Source organism: Clostridium sp. AM22-11AC, from assembly GCF_003473545.1.
In the GTDB taxonomy this organism is placed as follows: Bacteria; Bacillota; Clostridia; order Lachnospirales; family Lachnospiraceae; genus Enterocloster.
The window spans coordinates 61,852-82,622 of sequence record NZ_QUCM01000006.1; the positions used below are offsets into that span (position 1 = coordinate 61,852).

General features: G+C 38.8%; 26 protein-coding genes and 2 pseudogenes. 2 read left to right on the forward strand and 26 right to left on the reverse strand.

What is annotated here, in order from left to right; all coding sequences use genetic code 11:
- Positions 1–92: 92 nt before the first annotated feature.
- From DW251_RS08050 to DW251_RS17800, 8 genes and pseudogenes are all read right to left on the reverse strand, one after another.
- Positions 93–1,451 (reverse strand): MATE family efflux transporter, encoded by a 1,359-nt coding sequence (locus DW251_RS08050; RefSeq protein ID WP_118300707.1) that lies wholly within the window; start codon positions 1,449–1,451, stop codon positions 93–95.
- Between the two features lie 277 nt (positions 1,452–1,728).
- On the reverse strand, positions 1,729–2,277 hold the full coding sequence (locus DW251_RS08055) for a Fic family protein (RefSeq protein ID WP_347474637.1): 549 nt from the start codon (positions 2,275–2,277) through the stop codon (positions 1,729–1,731).
- 33 nt (positions 2,278–2,310) lie between these two features.
- A complete protein-coding gene (locus tag DW251_RS08060) occupies positions 2,311–2,715 on the reverse strand; it encodes a (deoxy)nucleoside triphosphate pyrophosphohydrolase (protein ID WP_021870038.1) in 405 nt (134 codons plus the stop codon).
- 12 nt (positions 2,716–2,727) lie between these two features.
- A complete protein-coding gene (locus tag DW251_RS08065) occupies positions 2,728–5,718 on the reverse strand; it encodes a DEAD/DEAH box helicase (RefSeq protein ID WP_118300709.1) in 2,991 nt (996 codons plus the stop codon).
- Positions 5,719–5,862: 144 nt separating this feature from the next.
- A pseudogene (dinD, locus tag DW251_RS08070) lies at positions 5,863–6,213 on the reverse strand (DNA damage-inducible protein D); the annotation flags it as partial.
- A complete protein-coding gene (locus tag DW251_RS08075; protein ID WP_021871213.1) occupies positions 6,195–6,809 on the reverse strand; it encodes an RNA-guided endonuclease TnpB family protein in 615 nt (204 codons plus the stop codon). The gene DW251_RS08075 and the pseudogene dinD, both read right to left, overlap by 19 nt.
- Before the next feature lie 14 nt (positions 6,810–6,823).
- Entirely contained in the window at positions 6,824–7,099 is a 276-nt protein-coding gene (gene tnpA / locus DW251_RS08080) for an IS200/IS605 family transposase (protein ID WP_118300711.1), read from the reverse strand.
- A 32-nt stretch (positions 7,100–7,131) separates the two neighbouring features.
- Entirely contained in the window at positions 7,132–7,548 is a 417-nt protein-coding gene (locus tag DW251_RS17800) for a hypothetical protein (protein ID WP_147352224.1), read from the reverse strand.
- A 67-nt stretch (positions 7,549–7,615) separates the two neighbouring features.
- On the opposite strand from DW251_RS17800, the pseudogene DW251_RS08090 reads away from it, so the two are divergent.
- Positions 7,616–8,692, forward strand: a pseudogene (locus DW251_RS08090) (ISNCY family transposase); the annotation flags it as partial.
- Between the two features lie 291 nt (positions 8,693–8,983).
- Here DW251_RS08090 and DW251_RS08095 read toward each other — a convergent pair.
- The 7 genes from DW251_RS08095 to acgA are packed head-to-tail and all read right to left on the reverse strand — an operon-like array spanning position 8,984 to position 14,228.
- On the reverse strand, positions 8,984–9,949 hold the full coding sequence (locus DW251_RS08095) for a DUF1848 domain-containing protein (RefSeq protein WP_347474638.1): 966 nt from the start codon (positions 9,947–9,949) through the stop codon (positions 8,984–8,986).
- A gap of 29 nt (positions 9,950–9,978) precedes the next feature.
- A complete protein-coding gene (locus DW251_RS08100; RefSeq protein ID WP_347474639.1) occupies positions 9,979–10,875 on the reverse strand; it encodes a Sir2 silent information regulator family NAD-dependent deacetylase in 897 nt (298 codons plus the stop codon).
- Positions 10,844–11,617, reverse strand: a complete 774-nt coding sequence (locus DW251_RS08105; protein ID WP_118300795.1) for a protein-ADP-ribose hydrolase — start codon at positions 11,615–11,617, stop codon at positions 10,844–10,846. Before DW251_RS08105 ends, DW251_RS08100 begins: the two co-directional genes overlap by 32 nt.
- Positions 11,614–12,225: a 4Fe-4S binding protein gene (locus DW251_RS08110; RefSeq protein ID WP_118300714.1), complete on the reverse strand. Its 612-nt coding sequence runs from the start codon at positions 12,223–12,225 to the stop codon at positions 11,614–11,616. Before DW251_RS08110 ends, DW251_RS08105 begins: the two co-directional genes overlap by 4 nt.
- A gap of 51 nt (positions 12,226–12,276) precedes the next feature.
- Entirely contained in the window at positions 12,277–12,852 is a 576-nt protein-coding gene (locus tag DW251_RS08115; protein ID WP_118300716.1) for a nitroreductase family protein, read from the reverse strand.
- The gene (gene acgM / locus DW251_RS08120) at positions 12,846–13,907 is read right to left on the reverse strand and encodes a radical SAM/SPASM domain protein, ACGX system (protein WP_118300718.1); all 1,062 of its coding nucleotides are present in this window, start codon (positions 13,905–13,907) and stop codon (positions 12,846–12,848) included. Before acgM ends, DW251_RS08115 begins: the two co-directional genes overlap by 7 nt.
- A 27-nt stretch (positions 13,908–13,934) precedes the next feature.
- Positions 13,935–14,228, reverse strand: coding sequence for an ACGX-repeat peptide (gene acgA, locus DW251_RS08125; RefSeq protein ID WP_118300720.1), 294 nt, complete (start codon positions 14,226–14,228; stop codon positions 13,935–13,937).
- A 212-nt stretch (positions 14,229–14,440) separates the two neighbouring features.
- Between acgA and DW251_RS08130 the strand changes: the two genes are divergently transcribed.
- Positions 14,441–14,761, forward strand: a complete 321-nt coding sequence (locus DW251_RS08130) for a helix-turn-helix domain-containing protein (protein WP_118300722.1) — start codon at positions 14,441–14,443, stop codon at positions 14,759–14,761.
- A 166-nt stretch (positions 14,762–14,927) separates the two neighbouring features.
- Here the strand turns inward: DW251_RS08130 and DW251_RS18590 are convergent, their stop codons facing one another.
- The 11 genes from DW251_RS18590 to DW251_RS08185 form a co-directional block, all read right to left on the reverse strand.
- On the reverse strand, positions 14,928–15,233 hold the full coding sequence (locus tag DW251_RS18590; protein ID WP_347474640.1) for a transposase: 306 nt from the start codon (positions 15,231–15,233) through the stop codon (positions 14,928–14,930).
- Complete coding sequence (locus DW251_RS08135; RefSeq protein ID WP_347474641.1) at positions 15,220–15,780, reverse strand: transposase; 561 nt, start codon at positions 15,778–15,780, stop codon at positions 15,220–15,222. The genes DW251_RS18590 and DW251_RS08135 overlap by 14 nt, the downstream gene beginning before the upstream one ends.
- Before the next feature lie 144 nt (positions 15,781–15,924).
- A complete protein-coding gene (locus tag DW251_RS08140; protein ID WP_118300724.1) occupies positions 15,925–16,419 on the reverse strand; it encodes a hypothetical protein in 495 nt (164 codons plus the stop codon).
- A gap of 205 nt (positions 16,420–16,624) precedes the next feature.
- Complete coding sequence (locus DW251_RS08145) at positions 16,625–17,860, reverse strand: site-specific integrase (RefSeq protein WP_117613589.1); 1,236 nt, start codon at positions 17,858–17,860, stop codon at positions 16,625–16,627.
- A 34-nt stretch (positions 17,861–17,894) separates the two neighbouring features.
- Entirely contained in the window at positions 17,895–18,059 is a 165-nt protein-coding gene (locus tag DW251_RS08150) for a DUF6290 family protein (protein WP_227081569.1), read from the reverse strand.
- A 96-nt stretch (positions 18,060–18,155) separates the two neighbouring features.
- Positions 18,156–18,368: a DUF6462 family protein gene (locus DW251_RS08155; protein WP_117477964.1), complete on the reverse strand. Its 213-nt coding sequence runs from the start codon at positions 18,366–18,368 to the stop codon at positions 18,156–18,158.
- Positions 18,361–18,792 carry a type II toxin-antitoxin system PemK/MazF family toxin gene (locus tag DW251_RS08160; protein WP_117477963.1) on the reverse strand — a complete coding sequence of 144 codons (432 nt, stop codon included), beginning with the start codon at positions 18,790–18,792 and terminating at the stop codon, positions 18,361–18,363. The genes DW251_RS08155 and DW251_RS08160 overlap by 8 nt, the downstream gene beginning before the upstream one ends.
- A 3-nt stretch (positions 18,793–18,795) precedes the next feature.
- Positions 18,796–19,164, reverse strand: a complete 369-nt coding sequence (locus tag DW251_RS08165) for a recombinase family protein (protein WP_118300726.1) — start codon at positions 19,162–19,164, stop codon at positions 18,796–18,798.
- 11 nt (positions 19,165–19,175) lie between these two features.
- The gene (locus tag DW251_RS08170) at positions 19,176–19,505 is read right to left on the reverse strand and encodes a helix-turn-helix transcriptional regulator (protein ID WP_158564467.1); all 330 of its coding nucleotides are present in this window, start codon (positions 19,503–19,505) and stop codon (positions 19,176–19,178) included.
- A gap of 204 nt (positions 19,506–19,709) precedes the next feature.
- Positions 19,710–20,117, reverse strand: a complete 408-nt coding sequence (locus DW251_RS08180) for a recombinase family protein (RefSeq protein ID WP_117613586.1) — start codon at positions 20,115–20,117, stop codon at positions 19,710–19,712.
- 150 nt (positions 20,118–20,267) lie between these two features.
- Entirely contained in the window at positions 20,268–20,615 is a 348-nt protein-coding gene (locus DW251_RS08185; RefSeq protein ID WP_117627420.1) for a helix-turn-helix transcriptional regulator, read from the reverse strand.
- Positions 20,616–20,771: the final 156 nt, after the last annotated feature.

Genomic DNA, 20,771 nt, shown 5'->3' on the forward strand with positions numbered 1-20,771 from the left:
GTTTCATGCATCCTGTTTCATAGAATATTGAACCTGTCTGTTAGTATAACATACTTATTTATAAATTTCATTCATATCTTATATCCAGATATTCAGGTCTTTGCATTTTTTTCAAAACCATAGATCCATTTTCCACAGAGAAACAAATACAGGAAAATAACAGAACTGATGCTCCAGGTCAGAGGATACGCCCAGAATACCATACGGATATCCGGGATAAAATGGACTGCCACTGTAATATAACTTACACGGAATAAACACCATACGCAAAGCATAACTACCATAGGAACAGAAGCATTTCCTGAACCGCGGAGCACAGCTGCAATACAATGTGAAAAAGCCAGCACACAATAAAACAGCGAAATGGTTTTTGCCTGCATAACGCCATAATGGACTACCTCCGGGTCGCTGTTAAAAGCTGCGATCAGAACCGGAGATACTGCGTAAATTGCAAAGCCGATCAGTTCCGCAATGGACATAGAACAAAGGATACCAAACCATGCCCCTTTTTTTGCACGGTCATACTGCTTCGCACCTAAATTCTGACTGACAAAAGTGGTCAGTGCCATATTAAAACAGGTTACAGGCAGAAATACAAATCCCTCGATTTTAGAATATGAGCCACAGCCTGCCATTGCCATTTTTCCAAATGCGTTGATATTTGACTGTACAAACACGTTTGCAAGAGCGATCACAGAGTTCTGGAAGCCGGAAGGTACACCATTCTGAATGATCTGGCTCAAACTCGGTCCATCAAAACGGATCTTACCAACCTGCAGCTGGTACTCTTCTTTTGTCCGTATCAAATGGATCATACAAAGGATCGCACTTGTAAACTGGGAAATAGCTGTCGCAAGGGCCGCTGACCCAACACCTTTGCCAAGACCTGCAATAAAAAATATATCCAGCACAACGTTGATGCAGGAAGAACAGATCAGATAGATCAGCGGATGACGGCTGTCACCTACAGACTGCAAAATTCCTACAAAAATATTGTACATAACAACTCCAAGGGAGCCTGCAAAATACGTGCGAAAATATGCCACTGACTCAGGAAGCACCTCTGCCGGCGTTCCCATCAAAACCAGGATCTTCGGCGCAAAATACATACCCACTACAGTCAGCACACTTCCTGCCACAAAACCAAAAGCCACTGTGGTATGGATCGCCTTGTGCAGGTTGTCACTGTTTTTCGCCCCATAATACCTTGCAATGACAACACCGGCTCCCATTGCAATACCATTAATAAATCCAACCATTAAAAAGATCAGATTGCTGGATGAGCTGACCGCCGCCAGTGCATTACTTCCAAGAAAATTCCCCACGATCAGTGAATCCGCCGTATTATACAGCTGCTGAAACAGGTTTCCTAAAAGCAGTGGAATGGCAAAAAAGATGATCTTTTGGGAGATGCTTCCTTCTGTCATTCTTGTTTTGCTTGCTGTGTTCATTGTGTGTGCCCCATCCTTTTGTATTTTAATTGATTTAATTTGCAGATCATCCTGCCGACTGCAATATCCCTTTCAATATCCGCAAATTATAAACATTTTACCGCAATATATCAATTTTGTTTGGATATATTGCGGCAAAATATTAAGTCCCCAGGATATCTTGCGAATAATGTCTTATGATCATATCCTTTAAAACTTCGTTTAAATTACTTTTTTAAATTTATACTTTCCTTTTCCATAACCAGGTACCGGTCTAATAATATCCGCCTGCACTAAATTAGAAAGAAGTTTGGAAGCACCTGTCCACTTTTACATTTCCAATGTCCACTTTTTCTTCATTTAAAAGTCCACTTATGTGAAGATTGCGATTATGGAGCTCATTCTTCTCATTTAAAAGTAGATTTCGGAGGAATACTTCAAGATATTCTGTTGTTTCATGAATACCTTTCTGCAGATTCGTGTAATTTGTACGGACAAGCGCATTTCTAAAATACCATGCATTTTCCGCAAAAATATCATTGGTTGCAGAGAAACCAAGTATTCTCAAATATTTGATGAAAAACACTGCCGTTGTTCTCGTATTGCCTTCTCCAAAAATATGGATCTGCCATAAATTTGAAATAAATACCGCAAGATGATGAATAATCTCGTCCATCGAAAGATATTTATAACTAAAATTTTTCTCCTGTGAAAAATCATATTCAAGGGTTGCTCTCAATTCTGAAGCACTTCCATATATAACAGTTGCTCCATCAAGCACCCACTCTTTTTTGGTTATGTTATAATCTCTGATCTTTCCGGCGTGTTTGTAAATACCTTTTTCCATACTCACCACCTCACTTTTTTATTTTTGATTCATCTACGTCAAAACACTTCTTATCTTTTCTATTAATGTAATATCAGCAGGCAACCACTCTACATCATTTAGCTGAGCCATAGTTAGCCATTTTGCAGCCTCATGTTCCTTCAGCACCAAATCTCCGTTTATTACTTCACACCAGAAGCAATTCATAGAAAGATGAAATTCTGGATAATCATACTCAATCGTATCTATTAATTCTCCAACTTCTATCTCTGTATCAAGCTCTTCCATAATTTCACGCTTTAATGCTTCCTGTGGTGTTTCGCCAACTTCAATCTTCCCTCCAGGAAATTCCCAGCCGTCTTTTAACGCACCATATCCTCGTTGTGTAGCAAAAATAATTGGTTCTCCGTCTTTATTAACAGCTTTTATAACAGCTGCAACCACTCTTATTGTTTTCATAATTTCCTCCATTTACGAATTTACAATATACTCATAGATATCCTCTCGCACTGGAACATCTAGAATCCACTCGATTTCTACTGCAGTCTTCTCTGTATTTACCATAGTAAATTCCTTAGTATTTCCACTTGCTGTCATATGTCCAAGGTAATAGAACTCTTTTGAAATCTTATCATCTTTATTTTTTCTCACAAAGAGTTCTACCTGAATGCCACGTTCCTTTGCCTTCAAAAAGTTCTGCACATCCTCTGATTTCAAAGTTCTTCCTGACTTTGAAATAGCAATCAGCCGATCTCTAGATCCCGGTATAAAATGATCTTCGTATTTAGTAGTGTCACTGATATTTTCTGATTTATCATAATTGATAAATACCGGAAATGTTTTCGTTTTTTTATCAAACTTATAGCCACCAATATTTAATGGCACTTCATTCTGTTCCCAATTTAAAAGGCGGCAGACATCCTCATACGTATATTTTTGATATAAAACCAAATCCGTCTGCTTATATGTATTTTTATAATTTCTTTCATAACGACGAATACCAAACTCAACAAGTTCCTGAAGCATTTCATAAAACTTATCATTTAACAGCATCTGCATAAAGGTTTTTGTTGGCTTATAATCAGTTCCATCATCTTCAATAAATACACACTGAGAATATGTCTTCTTTCCTGAACCAGCAGGAAATTCATTCGTCATAACATTCACTATGTTTTCCTTCTGATTCTGACTAACAATTTTCCCATATTCCTTCATATCTTCAGAAAGACCCGCAAACAAACCAAGTTTTGAACTTCCTCTTGCATATGCAAGCATCCTCTTTAACATTCTAAGTTCCTGGATTCTTTTCCCATTTGCTAACTTTTTCGAAACAAATTCGATTACTTTCTCCTCATTTTCTGATAAACGAATTTTGTATTCTTTCTCATACTTCACTAAAAATTTGTAATATGATCCAAGACTGTTATTATCAAAAATTCTGATAACATCCATCTCTCCGTAATCATCAAAATCGAGTAATCTAGGAATATGTCCAAGTTTATTCTTCAGATTCGTGTAATTCTCTCTTATAAGCTTTATATCGCTAAAATTCGCTTTATCTACAGATACAAAAATTCTCTTTCTGCTAATCTCATCAAAGTGCACTGTAGATGCCCCCGGAATCACTCTTCCACCTTCCATGATGTATCTACGGATATTGTCTTTATTGTAAGTTCTATCTCCTGATAATGCAATCGGGATCATAAAGTTATTATTATAGTTTCCAATAAAATCAAGAATTACCACATATTCTTTTCCATATGCTTTTCGTAAGCCCCTTCCAAGCTGTTGGATAAATACAATTGGCGATTGTGTTGGCCTAAGCATAATAACCTGATTGACTTCAACAATATCTACACCTTCGTTTAGTATTTCAACAGAAAAAATATAATCCAATGGCTCATGATCTGCTGTTGCATCTTCTTTATTCATGGCAAGTCTCTCAAATGCATTCTGTCGTTCCTGTTCAGAGGCACTTCCATTCAGCGCAATCGTTCTAAATTTCTGTCCTGTAGACGGATTGATCATATGATTAAATTTTTCTGATAGTTCCTCCGTTTCTTTGATGCTACTACAGAAAATCAGCCCTTTAACCTTGTCACCACTATATCCATAATAATCCGCTTCATTAATAATATGCTTTACTCGTTCATCACTGGTAAGCACGGAAAAGTCACGACTAGCTTCTTCATCATCTCCAATAATTGCTAAATCCGTGATTCCAAAATAGTGGAATGGACAAAGGAGATTTTCTTCCATTGCCTGCTGTAATCGAATCTCATATGCAATCTGATGATCGAATAGCTCATAAACATTTCTGCCTTCAATATTATCATCTCGCTTATCCGGAGTTGCAGTCATTCCAAGCCAAAGTTTTGGAGTGAAATGTTTCATTACTTTCTGATATGTATCTGCAGGAACATGATGGGCTTCATCTAAAATAATGCAATCAAACGCATTCTTATCATACTGAAGTAAATGCTCATCTCGGTTCAAAGTCTGTATCGTTGCAAACACATAGTCCGCATCATATTCGTGATATCCAGCTCCCACCAATCCCAAAGAAACTGACTTTGCAAACACCTTTTCATAAGATTTTTTTGTCTGTCTTGCCAATTGGCCGCGATGAACTAAAAACAATACTCTCTTAAATCCAAGTTCTCGCATTGCAAAGGCAGATGCATAGGTCTTTCCCGTACCAGTAGCAGAGATCAACAGCGCCCGCTCTTCTCCCTGCTCCAGAATTTTTCGCAGATTCGCGATAAATCGCTCCTGCATAGAGTTTGGCTTTAATCTATATTGTTCCAGAGACGGAATCTCTTCGCTTTTTGCAATTTCCCGCTGATGTTTTATAATATTGTAGCGTTCTTTATAGACTTCATAAAAATCATCGTACAACAAAGCATTCTCGCTGTCCCAAAGTTTCTGGAACTCTTCTACGATTTCTTTTGCCACCTCACCATTTTCTGTCGAGACTAATTTTGTATTCCACTCTTTATTTACAGTCAGCGCAGCACTTGTCATATTAGAACTTCCGATGATGATCCGATAAATCTCTTCTTTTTTGAAAATATATCCCTTCGTATGGAAGCCATTCCCAGCCGCTTCCACATCATACATTTTCAATGTAATATTTTTCAATCCATTGAGTTTCTCAAGAGCTCTCGGTTCACTAAAATCCAGGTAATTAGTCGTAAGGATCTGTCCCTTAACGCCCTTTTTCTCAAGCTCTTTTAACGTCTGAAGGAGCGGTGTAACTCCTCCCAACGTAATAAATGCAACACTGATCTGAAATTCTTCACAGCGCAGCAATTCATCCTCTACAGATGAAATAACCTTCTTTCCTTCTTCCGGATTATTCGAAATAAATGCCGGCTTGTATACCAGATTTGCCGCCAAAGAGCCATTTATATAAGCGGCACTTAAGCCATTTTTTAATTCATTGATCGCATTCGCATCCATTGTAAAATCTTCCTCTCATAGCGCAATGAGCAAAACAAAAATACTCTGCTTAGTATTATACCTTATGAGAGAAGGTTTGTCATAAAGAAGATGCCGTGAAATTTCTCCAATTTAATTTTCAGATACTTTCATAATGCTAATTGATTAATCTGTGGTTTCTAATCGTTTTGCTTCTTCTCTTTCTATCTGCTTAATACTCTTTTGCGGTATCGGTAAATCTTCCGGCATAGTTCCGCCTAATTCTTTTATTGTCTGACGGACCTTTTGTCCAACCTGAAAATGTACATCTCCTGCATTTTTTGCCGTTTCCGCCAATGATTTATTATGTTCACAGATTTCATTTCTGATTGCAAGACGTTTCTGGTCCTCACTCAACTGCTCATACTCATCAATCAATTCCTGCTGTCATGTCTTCATTGCAAAATATGTCTGTCCCAAGGCGATTACTTCCTTACGAGGATTACCATTCATGACAATTAAGCAGCAGGCATAACGTATTTCTTTCCTTCAGAAGTAATGCATAACTCCTTAATACCTAAATCTATTCCTGTATTTTGATTTGTATGTGGCAGTTCCATATGTTCTGTTTCCACTAAAATTGATACATAATATTTCCCACTGGGAACTTGTGATATCGTTGCCGATTTTATCTGCCCGCTAAAATTTCTATGCAGTTTTGCTTTTACATCTTTTAATTTAGGCAGTTTTACTCTATTACCCTCGAAATCTACTGTTATATTGCCATTCGTAAAATTTGTTGTATATGACTTATGATTATCGTGTTTACTCTTAAATTTCGGATAACCTGCATGTTCCTTAAAAAATTTCCGGTATGCGGCATCCATATTGTAAATCGCATTTGTCAGAGCAAATTTATCCACTTCTTTCAGCCATTCATATTCTTTCTTTAATTGTCTGTTGCAGTAATTGTTACAGTCAGTTTTACTAACTGATTTTTTCTCTTTCTCATATACTTCTTTCCGGTATGCCAGTGTCTGATTATACACAAAACGGCAACAGCCAAATGTCTTTGCCATCTGTGTCTTCTGCTCATTATTGGGATATATTCTGTATTTATATGCTTTTAACATCTGCTGCCACCTCCTTAACCTTGGTCTTCTATATACCTTTTTAGCATTTCTTCTGATACATTTCCTACGCTGCAGACAAAATATCCATCTGTCCAAAAGATATGTTCTTTCCAAAAATATTTCCGTAAGTAATTCGGATAGCTTTCCCATATATGATATGTCGTATAACTTTTCATCAGGTTTACAATCCTACTAACAGACATTGCCGGTTCTGTTTCTATCATATAATGAATATGGTCTTTGTCAGTTTCCATGTACTTGTGTCTGTTTTTTGATTTCCATGTTCCCATACCACAAGTATATAACAATTTTCCATTTTGGGCTACCTTAACCCACCGTCTAAAGCCAGTGGGATTGCGGTAGCCCTCCTTTCAAGATCTCCAGTATCATTGTTATATACTGGGAGTGCAAACCTTGTCGTAAACCTATACCAGCCAAACTTTGCATCAACATTATGCTTTCCTTTAAAGTTTTCCTGCCATCGTCTATTCGTAGCACATTGAAGAAGCATAGGAATTCCCTGGGTAGCATTAGCCTTTGCTTTCGCATTCGCTCCATATAATCTTTTGGTATCTTCAGATCCTTTTAATTCTCCTGGAAAATCTGAACCAATATAGACTTGATCCGAGGTTTCGACTACTTCATAGCAATCTCCTATGTATTCTTTTAAATACTGCTCAACTTCTTCCCAATTGATATTCCTCTTTCCTTTAAAACGAATTAGGCGTTTGCGAAACACCACAAACCGCAGAAATGCGGCATTTTTTGTTACCTAAATAAAAATAACTCCTCACCGGATATGGTATAATAGGCTTCTTTTAACTTTTCTTGCTTACTCAAAACCTCTTCGTGATTTTTGTGGTTTTACCAAAGTTCCTGATGCCTCTAAGATCACCCGTTTTAAACAGGATTTTTTAGATGATCTGCAGCTTGTTTTCGATAACCTCGTTGATATCACAGAACCAGTCTGCCAGGCCATCGATTCTGCTAAAGCGGACATGACCATCTTTGATTCTTCTGGCATCGAAGCGTTTGTTACAGAAAACAATCCCAAGTATGCTAACCGTATTATCAGGCAGCTTAAGACTTTTGCAAAATCTCGTGCCTTAGGGAAATCCTATGATCCTTATAAAGCTGCTTATGGTTCCATGCCTTCCCACGCCTCTGCCAATCCTGAATTTAAACAGCTATACATCAATAGTCATTTTTGTTACGTCTTTGGCATCATCACAAATGGTCTGGGAATTATTCGCCACATTTCGTTTTACAACAAAGATTTTTTGGCTTCCCATCCTGAGATTCTTGTACAAAAGAAATCGGATTCTCCAGATGAAGATAAAAGCGTCCATGATTCAAGGCTTTTAATCCCAACTCTGAAGGACCTTTTCATAAAACATCCTCTGATCAATCCCAAAACATTTCTGGGAGACGCTGCATTTGATGCCATGGAACTTTACAAAGCCCTTCTTTCCGGAAATACTTTTGGCGAAAAACGTCATTTTCAGAAAGCATACATTCCACTTAATATACGATCCGGCCTTAAAAATCCGGATTATACAATAAATGAAAATGGCATTCCCTGCTGTCCACACGATGCTACGTTTCCCATGAAATACGAATGTACTTCCAAAACCAAAAACGGAGTTGTTCGATATAAATTTGTCTGTCCCAAAATGAATTGGATCTATGACAAATCCATCCGGCGGGCTCACAGACAATGCTGCTGTAAAAATCCCTGTACCACTTCAAGATGTGGCCGTATGGTCTATATTTATCCCGAAAAAGATCTCCGTGCTTATCCTGGAGCAATCCGTGGCACCGAAGAATGGGATAATACATACAAAATCAGAACTGTTGTTGAGCGAGGGATTTATCACATCAAAGAGCATCTCTGCCTCGCCGGGCGCCGAACCCAGAATGAAACACTCCATGCAGATCTCATCCTTACAGGAATCACCCAACTCATTACCGTTGTTCTTGCTGATAAAATCAACTGCCACAAATACATTCGAAGCCTGAAACGCTCATTCACAGGTTTGAGTTTCGCAATCACCTACTTTATCATATCTTATACTCAGGTTCCCCGCGCTGACGCACTCTACTGCCTGCTTACGCAGGCGATTCGCAATCTATTTTCATAATTTCATGCGCTGACAGACGACACCTGACCTTTTCTAAAACTCCAATCGAATCTGTCTGTCAATCCAGCTTTTCTGAATTGCCTCACAAACAATATCACCTGGCATATATCCACCAATTAAAAACGGAGAGTCCGGATTATGCTTTCTCATATTTTCTTTGACCAAAACCGGATTTACATTCGCATAACAGTATTTACATAAATGTCCGCAAGTATCATAGGCACCTATATCTGTCCCCAAAAGACATGCGCATTCCCCATTTCTCTGATTTTTCTTTCTCTTTGGAACTTCCAGTCTGCTATTGAGAGCTGTCTCAAATGTATGAACAGTCATACATCCGGAGCAATCTGCACCATATTTTGCAAGATCTTCTCCTTCTGCACAAGGCTTTAACACCATTCCATACTTTGACGCTATTTTTACAAATGCTTTTCCTATCACAGCCCTGTCTTCTGCCCGTACCGATTTTGCTTCTGGGAAATTGCGTTCCACCTTTTTATAAATATCTATAAAGCTGATTACACAAGTCTTTGTGTATCCAGCAAGAATTTCAGCCATTTTTTCAAATTCAGATATATGCCACTCCACAGAATGTTTTTTATCTATAAAAATCGGATCATATCTCCATCCCATACTGTCTGCGCCCACGACATCCGACAATTCTTTAAAACCTTCCATCACAGTTTCTTTATCCGGAACGTTTGGCTCAATATCCCGTCCGTAAGGTGTAATTGTTACAAACCAGTATTGACCATACGGTTTTAACTCATCAAGAAACGGCAGCATTGGAAGAGGGTTCTTCGTGCAGAATGCGATCAGATCCACAACTTCTGGTGAAAGGCTGTATTTCGTCACCTGTTTTGGATTATAGGGATTCCTCACGCATACATATCCCTCTTTTATCCGATTCAAAAACCATTTTGAATAAAATGCAGGTATATCTGTTCTCATTCCTGTTTGTATTATCATTTTATCATCCCCTCTCTTGTCACTATTCACTCTGTTCACAGCCGCCCTTTATCACAAGTCTACAGTTCTTTCAGGATCTCTCCAATATCTTCATTCATGCAGACAGATTTTTTCCTTATTTCTTCCGGTGCATATGCTTCACCCTGGTTCAGACACACATAAAATGCATGTTGAAATGTGTTTGTCATCTGCCAAAACGGATATTTTATAATACCAGGGGTATTATATCCTACACCAAGTTCAAGAAACACTATTTTCTGCTTTTTATGATCCTGTATAAATTTCTCGTACCGTTCTGCTGCCCAGTGCCATCCCTCATCTTCAACAAATGTCTGATCAGATCTGAGATTCATACTCATCGGCTTACCGCAGCGCGGGCAATATGGAATCAGACCCGTCGGAACCGTAAGCTTTATTTCTCCGTCTTCCGGTTTTTGCAGTTCCCCGTCTTTCATCTGAAATCCCTGACTCAGCACCATTTTCTTTATGATTTCTTCATTGTCATAGGTTTCTTTATGACAAGGCTCACTACATTGAAACAAGCCGTAATCTCCCTGTGTATAGAAGATTCTGTTTTTAGCGAATCCTGCTTTCTGAAAACAATGATCCACATTTGTCGTCAGTACAAAATAATCTTTTTCTTTTACCAGATCATACAGGTTCTGATATACCGGTTTTGGTGCATCCATATATCGATTAATATAGATATATCTGCACCAGTATCCCCAGTGTTTTTCCAATGTTTTATATGGATAGAAGCCTCCTGAATACATATCGGAAAATCCATATTTCTTTCTGAAATCCGAAAAATATTTTTCAAATCTTTCTCCATTATACACAAAACCGGCTGATGTGGAAAATCCCGCACCAGCCCCAATTACAACTGCTTCTGCTTCCTCAATTTTTTCTTTTATCTGTAATATCTTATCTGAGTAACTGGTTGTAGAGTCGTTCATCTTCCTCTTTAAAAACATTAAATATCACCTTTATCTTTGATTTTGTCTTTTCTTTATATTGCTTTACTGTCTGTACTGCAAGCTCAGCAGCTCTTTTATTCGGAAACATAAACACACCGGTTGAAATACAACAAAAAGCAATACTCTTTACCTCATTCTCATCAGCTATCCTAAGACACGATTCATAGCAGGATATCAGTAAACGTTCATGTTCCTTTGTCAGCTTTCCCTGTACGATTGGGCCAACTGTATGAATCACATGATCACAGGGCAGATTAAATGCCGGGGTGATCTTTGCCTGCCCTGTCGGTTCTTCCTGTCCCTGTTCTATCATCATATTATTGCAATAGTTTCGAAGCTGAATTCCTGCATAGGTATGAATGCAATTATCAATACAATTATGGCAGGGCTGATAGCAGCCTGTCATGCCGCTGTTGGCTGCATTTACGATTGCTCCCACTCTAAGTCTTGTAATATCGCCCTTCCAGATATAAAGATCAGGCTGTGCCTCCCTGATATCTGCCAATGTGACAATCCCTTTCTTCTCATTTTCTTCCGAAAGGTACGCATCCTGAATCTGCAAAAATGCATAATCCATTTTCTTCGGCATTCTTATATTCATAAGCGATCGGAGCAGTATTTTCTGCTTGCCTGCATCTGATGGAATCTGCATGTTCTCATATTCCGGCCGCTCTTTCAACAATCCTTCAATTAAATATTTTCTTCTGTCATCCTGATTCATTTCCTGATCACCGCTTTCACCGGACATTTTTCATAACAGCTTCCACAGTGCAGACAGTGCTCCTGCCGGATGACAAAAGGTGTCCCCTTCTCAATACATTTCTGTGGACAATGTTTCATACATGTGCCACAGCCGATACAGGATTCTGTTATGTAATATCCCTTTTCTTTTACACTAGCATTTCCCAGAATATATGTCTCCCGGAAAATTGGATTTACGCCAAGATTAAAATACTCCACTTCCGCCTGATCAATACAGAAAATAATTCCGATTTCTCTTGTATCCCCCGGATATACATTGGCAAGATATGGCTGTTCTTCAAAAACGATATCCATCCATTTTTTCTGCTCATTCTCTGCTACTGCGTAAGCCTTTCCTGACAAACGAATCATTTCTTTGTATTTGGTATAAACAAGAATCTGAACCCTGCCATCTTCCATTAATTCTTTACAAAAATTTTTACCTCTGGCGGTGAAAAAATAGAGTGCATCCGGCTCATAATGAATCGCACTGATATTCCGTATCTGTGGTGCCCCTTCACTGTCCACTGTTGCGAATGCAAGCACTCCCACCAATTCCATTTTTTTCAGACATGTTGCTAAATCCATCTGTTCTCCACCTCTCCATATAATCAAGTGTTTTTTTCAATAAATCCAATACTATTCTACAATTTTAATTCTTCCCGGTTTTCTTGGCTTACTTTTCGGCTGTTTCCCGTCTATATATCCTAATATAACAAATCCCTGGCATGCATATCCTTCCGGCACTCCCCATTCGCTCATCAGTCTTCTTCCTTCTTCTGAATCAAATGTTTCATAGCCTCTTGAGATAATACATGATGCAATTCCAAGCTCTGTTGCCTGCAGAATCATGTTTTCCATCATGCAAAAGGCATCTGCTGTCTTGAAGAGAAAATTATTCTGGCAGAATACACACACAACCGTAGGCGCATCATAAAACCCATTTTTTATAGTTGGATCATCAATTGTGCTTGGCTGCTCCTTTGAGACAAAACTACCTGCCAGGTGTGAACGGTCAAAATCTGCCATATTCAACTTTCCCACGTAAGCTGCCAGTTCCTTATTATGTATCGCAACCATCATACTTCTCTGTCCGCCTCCGGCATTCGGTGCAAAATTTCCGGCTTCCAGAATCTTTTCCAGGTCATCACGTCTTATCTGCTCACCGGTATATTTCCGAATGGAATGCCTTGCTTTGATGATATCTATTAACATGTAAGCACCTCCCCGGTAATCTCATTTCTTGTTTTCCAGCACTGCGGATCCGCCCCGTAAAAGTTACCGCTTGTTCCATTGGCAACTGCCGGACATCCACGACACCATGCCTTAAGTTCACATTTGCTGCATTTTACAAATTTATCGTAATCTCTGTATTTTTCCATCTGACAGATCCAGACGTCTGCCAGCCGGTCTTCAAAAATATTGGCCACTTTACTGTCAGTTACCCTTCTGCATGCCATAATATCTCCATTGGAAGATATGGTAATATGACAGTTTCCACAGTTACAGCCACCATAGATCATTCCTGCCTCTGTACTCTCAGGAAGCTTAAACTGTCCCGTTTCATATTCATACAGCGTCCACAAATGATCCTTTTTATTGAAATAGGTCTCGCATCCTGCCTTTTCATATGCCTTATACTTTGCATCGCAGACTTCCAGAAGTTTTCTGTACTCTTCCTGTGTCATGCTTGTGTCAACTTCACCACCTGTAGGCACATAGCGCGAAAATGCAAAAACCTTTACTTTCGCTTTTACAACTTCATCAATAATATCCGGTATCTCATCCATATTTGTTTTGGATACCGTACTCATAATTACACTTTTTATTCCTGCTCTGTTCAGACATCCGATTTTCTCAATCGTCAGATCAAAACTTCCCGGCTTTCTGAACCAGTCATGAGTTTCTCTCATTCCATCAAGGGACATCTGATACTTCTCACAACCACAAACCTTTAACATTCTGCAAATTTCGTCGTTCAAATGAAATGGATTTCCCATTAAGGTAAAAGGTATCTTTTTCGATTTCAGTAATACCATTAATTTCCAGAAGTCCGGATGAAGGATAGGATCTCCGCCGGTAATATAAAAATATGGTACTCTGCCATATACTTTGCAGAAATCCTCACAGTTTGCTACTACCTCTGTCATCTGCTTCCATGTCATAGACTTTAATTCCTTACAGCCTTCGCCTGAGAAAATATAACAATGCTTACACCGCTGATCACATTCATCTGTAATATGCCACTGAAAAGAAAAATACTGACTCATCCTATCCAACTCCTTCCTTAACTTATTTTACTTGTCAGATGCTCCACATGCTGTTCCGCATGCTGCTGATTTTTCTTCCGGCTTGTCTGCTGCTCCACATGCTGTTCCGCACGCTGCTGGTTGTCTACGCTCCGCTCCGGTCCGCTCAAAGCAATCGTCCCCCGGACGATTTGAGCCTTCCGGCTTGTCTGCTGCTCCACATGCTGTTCCGCATGCTGCCGGTTTCTCCGCTGGTTTGTCTGCTGCTCCACACGCTGCTCCGCATGCTGAACCAGCTTCTGTTTCTGATTTTTTCCATCCGAAAAGATTTGATAATGCCATTTTGTTACCTCCTGATATTTTTGTTTGTTGTTATCTTTGTTGCAAGATTATAATATCAAGAATTTTTAACCGGCAAAAGTACGCACAATTTTATTACATAGGCATAAAAAGGTAACCCTAGTTACTTTTTTGTAACCTATTGCTTCTTTTTTATTGTTAAATTAAAATTAAATATAACAATAAAAAAGGATATTATATAAGGAGGCGATCACATGTTAACAAAAGAAGAATTACCGGAATGTCCGGTTGCAACCACAGTTTCGCTCATTGGCAGTAAATGGAAATTACTGATTATCCGAAATTTGCTGGAACGCCCTTGGCGATTCAATGAATTAAAGAAAAATCTTGAAGGAATCCGTCAGAAAGTTCTCACCGATAGTTTGCGCTCCATGGAAAATGATGGTCTCATTATTCGCACAATTTACCCGGAGGTTCCACCAAGAGTTGAGTACAGTCTCAGCGAACTTGGACTTACTTTGAAACCGATTCTCGACTCAATGGTCGAATGGGGTAACGCCTATAAAAAAATGTAGAAAAATGCACTTCTCCGATTAAACTCTATGAGGTGACCCCGAAAAGTAAGACTTTATAGTTAGAATTAGCTCTTTTCTCTACCCGTTATTGATTTTGAGCATACTTACCCAGACCTTCTTTGAAGAAAGCCTGGGATTTCTTTTTCTTTTTTTGAATTATCTAAATTTATGCTGTTTCTTTCAGCCTAAACAGATGCTGTCCTGTTTTTTCAGACTGTATTTTATTATGTAGTTTATTGATATTGTGTGCGATTGCAAGAATGACACTTTGTGCAGTGACGTTTTCTTTTCCGCGGTACATATATCGTCTGAATTCCATATCCTGTTTTACAGAAGCGAAGGACCTTTCTGCCTGTATACTTCGATTCACTCTAAGTTGAATTCCGTATGGACTGGTTATGCGTTCAAAATCTTCTGCCCTTTTCTGTTTCATGGTTTTTGAAACATACAGTGTTTTATTACGCTGTTCCATTGATGTCTTCTATAATCTTTGCAAACAGTTTTGTCTGATTTTTGGTAACGGCCTTTTTCCAGACAAATGTATATCTGTTAGCAGCTGACTCAATTTTTGTGCCGTCAATAAATATATGTCTTCCAGAAATTCCTCCTAATTCGTATAAGATATTTGAAACTTCTGCGAGAATGTTTGAGGAACATTGGGACAGATGCAGTGAGATGAACCGCGCAATAGTCGCATGATTCGGAAACGGCTTTCCCTCCAGAAGATACATAAAATTGATATCTTGTCTACACGATTTCTCGATATCGCGGCTGGAATAGATCCGGTTCATTCCTGCATAGATAACGATTTTCAACAACTGTTTCGGCGAAACCTGATCTTTTTTGATCTTTCCATAAGTATTATAAAGATCTGAGAGCTTCATTCCCTCCACAAAAGTACTCAGCAGGCGGACCGGATCATCTGATGGAATGTTTTTTTCGATATCCAAAGGAAGTTTAATTTGATAGTACAGGCAAGATGCGGTATAATCTTTCTGTAATTTAATGTGTTTGGTCATACATTAATTTTACACCAAGAGCCCGACTTTTCGAAGCCGGGCTCTTAAATTTTTTCAAAAAAAGTGCTGCCACACTAATTTTCATTTAGTGCGACAGCCCCCTGTTTTTTATACACGTTTTGCACAAATTGCTTTATTGTATGATTAGTACAGCTTTGCACCTGCCGGGATATGGTTATCTACCATCAGCAGATTCAGCTTCTCTTCGCCGTTTTCTTCACATACTGCACTTAAGAGCATACCACAGGACTCAATTCCCATCATGGCTCTTGGTGGCAGGTTGGTGATGGCAATCAGAGTCTTCCCTACCAGTTCTTCTGGCTCGTAGTAAGCATGGATACCACTTAAGATGGTACGGTCTGTGCCGGTTCCGTCATCCAGAGTGAACTGAAGAAGCTTTTTGGATTTCTTTACTGCTTCGCAGGCTTTTACCTTTACAGCGCGAAAATCAGACTTGGAGAAGGTTTCAAAGTCAACCTGCTCTTCAAATAATGGCTCTACTTTTACCTTGGAGAAGTCGATCTTCTCGTTTGGTGTAAAGAAACCATTGTTGTCACCAGCAGTTGCGCCTGCTTCTGCTGCACCAGCTGCCTGTGCTGCATTGTTTGCTTCATTCTTTGCAGCGCCCTGTGTCTTCATGGTTGGGAGCTTTTTCGCTCCTGCTGTAAAGAGCTGTAAGATGATTTACATTTCTTTAAATCATTACAATATTTTCTTTAGCAAGCTGTACTAAAATAACCAAATTTGCAGTCTTTTTTGGTCATATATTAGTCATATTAAATTTTTTTGGTCAATTGCCTAGTCCTCAAATCAGAGGACTCTTTTCTATATTATATCGTTGTTTCTAAAATACATCCATGTTCTTGGCAAGTTTCTCCAAAGCCTCTCTAGTAACCTCTGGATTTGCCTCCGCATAAATGTTCATGGTTGTGCTGACATCAGCATGTCCCATTACTTCTTGAATAACTTTTACATTGGTTTCGTTCTCACAAAACCTTGAAGCAAATGTGTGTCTAAAAATGTGACATGAAAACCTGGGCAACATTATAGGTTCTCTCTTCTTTTTCTTTGCCTCTACCTCTTCTTCGGCATTATGAGCATCAACGATTCTCTTGATTGCACGATTTACTGCCTGCGGATTATGTGGATTTCCAAACCGATTAGTAAATATAAAGTTTGTCATTCCATCAACCTCTGCAACACAAAAACCTTCTTCCTGCTGACGCTGGTATTCAGACTTGAGCACTTCATACACCGGTCCCATCATTGGAATTGTCCTTATTCCTGCTTCTGTTTTAGGTTCTGAAACCCTAAACTCACACTTGAATGAATTGTCAGATCTTGTGTAATAAGTAAGACTATGGTTAATATTGATTGTTCGTTTCTTCATATCAACATCGTCCCATCTGATGCCTATTGCCTCACCGATTCTGCATCCAGTTCCAAGCAGAAATACAAAAAACGGATACCAATGGAAGAAAAACGGATTCTTCGCAACATAATCAATAAATTCTCTCTGCTGCTCTACTGTCAGTGCTCTTCGACTCTTTCTAGCACCACCATTTCTTTTTTTCACCTCGGCATAAGCTCCATCTACAGGATTTCTTCTTATTATATCATCTCGTACTGCCAGCTCAAATGTAGGTCGCAATACAGTATTGATACTCTCCAAAGTATTTACCTGCAATCCTTTGTTCGTAATCAAATCCGTATAGAAAAATAAGACATCAGAATACTTTACATCCTTAATCTTTTTCTTTCCAAAAGTATCCCTGATAAAATGTTCCCATGTATATAAGTAATTTGCTTTTGTAGTGCTTCGCAACTCCGTCTTGGTAGAAATATATCTATCAAACAAAAAATTTACATCTGCACTTCCAGCAACATATACATTTAACCCGTCCATCTGGTCACGAACAAGTTCGTCTTCTTTCTGCCTAAGTGTTACAAGAGATTTCGCATATATCGTCCTTTGTTTTCCCAATGGATCAGTATAAATATATGAATACCTACCATCAGTTTTACGATAATGCTCTCCTTTTCGTAATACTCTTCCTTTACCATCTTTTCTACAAGCCATCTTTTCTCCTTTCTCAAAAAGAAAAGAGCCTGCATTACTTCTGGTCAGCCATTAGTTTCTCTAACACTGCCATTTTAACTACTTGCGTCATAGTCATGTTATGATTTTTGGTGTATTCAAGCAGCAATTCATGTTCTTCACCATTCAGTCTGATTGTAATCCTCTTATCAGCAGGATTTTCAGCCTTTGGTCGTCCCATCTTTGCCAATATATCACCTCCATCTGAACATAGTATACTTTATGTCGGACATAAAGTCAAGTATATTAATGCATACTCTTTCATATTCTTTTCAATTTATTTGTAGAATTCCTCGTCTTCTATATGAAATGTCTCCAGATATTCATCAAGAATATCAAGGTTCACAAGCACCAGTCTATTCATCTTATAACATGCTTTCGCATCCTTAGCTAACTGCTGGAACTTTGATAAACTCATTGAGTACATCTCTGCACCCTCTGGATATCTGACAAATCTCTTATTATTTGTTTTCCTTGTTCTGCTATCCATTTTGTTTCATCTCCAATTCCTCTAATACCATCTTACGTGCTACTGGTAACAGATTAAACTGCATAATCATTGCTCTATCCATTGCTTCCCTAATCTCTGATTCTCCCGGAATATATCCCGACTTAAAACGAACACAGCCCTTATTCAAGGTCTGAATATCCTCCGGCATAAAATCAGATCTATTGCTCAATGCATACCCTCTTATTTCTGAAGGCTCAACTATCACATGCACAGGATTATCTTTCAATTTTGATGATAATGGAACAACTGAAATCTGAGGTGCACCACCATGATTACTTGCATCACACGATACCACAATTCCAGGTCTGATTCCGCCCTGTACTCCATGTGGGTTACGACCAAAGTCTGCATATACAACGTCAAATTTTTTATATTTGTCATATCGTTTTTTATTCTTATTCATAACCTAAAACCCCCTTAACTGCATAGCCAGTCTGCCATCATCTACTGTAACAATAATTCCTCCTGCATCCTGAACCTGTGCTATTTTTATAAATGCATCAATAAGGTTGTCTGTAATAACACTCATGTTTGCGACTATTACACCATCTACCTGCTTTTTTCTAATCTTATCCACAATCTGATGCCACTGTCTGTCCACATCTTTCTGTGAAAATCCATGTCGGCGTTCAGTGCCAACAATCATGTATTCTTTATTTTTTACATACTCATGAATATATTTACTCTGCTTGTCCTCTAAGCGATCCACTTTATCCAATGGTGCACTTACTGACAGATACTCTATACATTCAATCGTCTTTTTCTTTCTTCTCATAGCCAAACCTCCTATGAAACAAGCATCTCTGCATTATCAAGCATCTCGTTAAATATCTTTTGAAAATATGCCTTCCTGCTATAATCCATTAATTCCAACCTAGAGTCTATTGAATTTTCTTTCTTACCCTCTGCCACATTCAGGATTGTATTGGCATCTACTTTGAAATAATCAATTATCTTAAATAGATTTGTGATACTTAATGCACGTTCTCCATTCTCATACTTTTTGATAGTTGACTCACTAATACCAAGCTCAGCAGCAAGGGCTTCTTTTGTAAGATTTCTTTGGATTCGTAACGACTTAATCACGATTCCAACTTGATAACCATCATATTTCATCGCTATATCCTCCATCGTCCTTTGCCATTTCTCTTAACATCTCTACAGCTGCATCTTCTGTTTCATACTGACCAAGCCACTTCCCTCTCGAATCATGTACTACTGTTCCGAATGCAGTCTGCGTAAATCTGCAATCCTTCACAGCCGGGACTTGTTTGTCCCGACCGGAATGATTTTCTGTTGTCGATCTACCAAAGGACTCCATTAGCATCCAAAGTCCTCTGCATGAGATACAGTAATTGGCACCGGACCGACTTCAAGAGAATAGAGCCATATGCCCATATCTGTGATGGTCTTCACAAATTCCTCCAGATCATAAATATCATCGGTGATCTCATTCAGGCTTCTGACTACTACAACCTCAAAATATCCCTCTTTAAGTGTTGCAAAGAAAGCATTCAGTGCTTCTCTGTCATAGTCCCTTGTCATTGAGCGATCACAATACGCATCATTTATTATTACTCCATTAGGTATTGCCTGATCACGCATACTTTCAACCATCTGGACTACATTGAGTTCCGCTCTGCGTGACTTTACAAATGCAATACCCTTTGCAAGCTCCTGATTATCTGTACCTTCGTTTCCTACTAAGTTAAAATCTCTTTTTTTCATTTTGTTATCTCCTTTACGATTTCGTATTGGAGAGTTTTGGCGCCTCCACTCTCGTGGTGTGCTGTATCTCAAGCACAAGTATATTGTAATCTGCCACACCTTAATTGCCGACCGTGTACAGGCGACAATTATGTCGTGTAAACACGACAATCACTTTTCAACTGACACTCTTTTCATCGCTTTCATCATTGCAAGGCACTGTCTTATCTGCAATTCATCCATATCTGAAAGAACATCCATTGCCTCAGATAACAGTTCTGATTTTTCTTCATTCTCCCCATACATAATGAAATCAACAGATACACCTAGTACGATTGCCAGACTATCTAATGTCTTTGTCTTAAAATCTCCACCATTTTCAATAGCCGACAATGCCTGTCTGCCTATGCCAGCTCTATGAGCTAACTCATCCTGTGACAATCCAATCGCCTTTCTTCTATCAGCAATTCGTAATCCTCTCTCATAATCCTTTTCTCTTGCCTGTGCTTTACTGCTCATAAATCCTCCTTGCCGCCCTTGGAAACGAACAAGTCGGATTACCTTTACAGCACAAAAAGACGCACGAGGAAACCAGTATCATAAATACTGTTCGTTTCCCCTGCGTCTCTGGTGCTTCCATCTTTTGATGTGCCCTTATCAGGTGGGCTATAATTT

Bases quoted from the DNA above. Each gene is read 5' to 3' on its own strand.
- tnpA (WP_118300711.1), bottom strand. From the start codon at position 7,099: ATGGGAACATGGAAATCAAAAAACAGACACAAGTACATGGAAACTGAC.
- DW251_RS08185 (WP_117627420.1), bottom strand. From the start codon at position 20,615: ATGAGCAGTAAAGCACAGGCAAGAGAAAAGGATTATGAGAGAGGATTA.
- DW251_RS08170 (WP_158564467.1), bottom strand. From the start codon at position 19,505: ATGAAATATGATGGTTATCAAGTTGGAATCGTGATTAAGTCGTTACGA.
- DW251_RS08155 (WP_117477964.1), bottom strand. From the start codon at position 18,368: ATGGATAGCAGAACAAGGAAAACAAATAATAAGAGATTTGTCAGATAT.
- DW251_RS18590 (WP_347474640.1), bottom strand. From the start codon at position 15,233: ATGGAACAGCGTAATAAAACACTGTATGTTTCAAAAACCATGAAACAG.
- DW251_RS08105 (WP_118300795.1), bottom strand. From the start codon at position 11,617: ATGAATCAGGATGACAGAAGAAAATATTTAATTGAAGGATTGTTGAAA.
- DW251_RS08100 (WP_347474639.1), bottom strand. From the start codon at position 10,875: ATGAACGACTCTACAACCAGTTACTCAGATAAGATATTACAGATAAAA.
- DW251_RS08140 (WP_118300724.1), bottom strand. From the start codon at position 16,419: ATGAAGACACAGGGCGCTGCAAAGAATGAAGCAAACAATGCAGCACAG.
- DW251_RS08075 (WP_021871213.1), bottom strand. From the start codon at position 6,809: ATGTTAAAAGCATATAAATACAGAATATATCCCAATAATGAGCAGAAG.
- DW251_RS08165 (WP_118300726.1), bottom strand. From the start codon at position 19,164: ATGAGAAGAAAGAAAAAGACGATTGAATGTATAGAGTATCTGTCAGTA.
- DW251_RS08180 (WP_117613586.1), bottom strand. From the start codon at position 20,117: ATGAAAAAAAGAGATTTTAACTTAGTAGGAAACGAAGGTACAGATAAT.
- DW251_RS08110 (WP_118300714.1), bottom strand. From the start codon at position 12,225: ATGGATTTAGCAACATGTCTGAAAAAAATGGAATTGGTGGGAGTGCTT.
- DW251_RS08055 (WP_347474637.1), bottom strand. From the start codon at position 2,277: ATGGAAAAAGGTATTTACAAACACGCCGGAAAGATCAGAGATTATAAC.
- DW251_RS08050 (WP_118300707.1), bottom strand. From the start codon at position 1,451: ATGAACACAGCAAGCAAAACAAGAATGACAGAAGGAAGCATCTCCCAA.
- acgM (WP_118300718.1), bottom strand. From the start codon at position 13,907: ATGAGTCAGTATTTTTCTTTTCAGTGGCATATTACAGATGAATGTGAT.
- DW251_RS08145 (WP_117613589.1), bottom strand. From the start codon at position 17,860: ATGGCTTGTAGAAAAGATGGTAAAGGAAGAGTATTACGAAAAGGAGAG.
- acgA (WP_118300720.1), bottom strand. From the start codon at position 14,228: ATGGCATTATCAAATCTTTTCGGATGGAAAAAATCAGAAACAGAAGCT.
- DW251_RS08150 (WP_227081569.1), bottom strand. From the start codon at position 18,059: ATGGGACGACCAAAGGCTGAAAATCCTGCTGATAAGAGGATTACAATC.
- DW251_RS08135 (WP_347474641.1), bottom strand. From the start codon at position 15,780: ATGACCAAACACATTAAATTACAGAAAGATTATACCGCATCTTGCCTG.
- DW251_RS08065 (WP_118300709.1), bottom strand. From the start codon at position 5,718: ATGGATGCGAATGCGATCAATGAATTAAAAAATGGCTTAAGTGCCGCT.
- DW251_RS08115 (WP_118300716.1), bottom strand. From the start codon at position 12,852: ATGTTAATAGATATCATCAAAGCAAGGCATTCCATTCGGAAATATACC.
- DW251_RS08060 (WP_021870038.1), bottom strand. From the start codon at position 2,715: ATGAAAACAATAAGAGTGGTTGCAGCTGTTATAAAAGCTGTTAATAAA.
- DW251_RS08130 (WP_118300722.1), top strand. From the start codon at position 14,441: ATGTTAACAAAAGAAGAATTACCGGAATGTCCGGTTGCAACCACAGTT.
- DW251_RS08160 (WP_117477963.1), bottom strand. From the start codon at position 18,792: ATGAATAAGAATAAAAAACGATATGACAAATATAAAAAATTTGACGTT.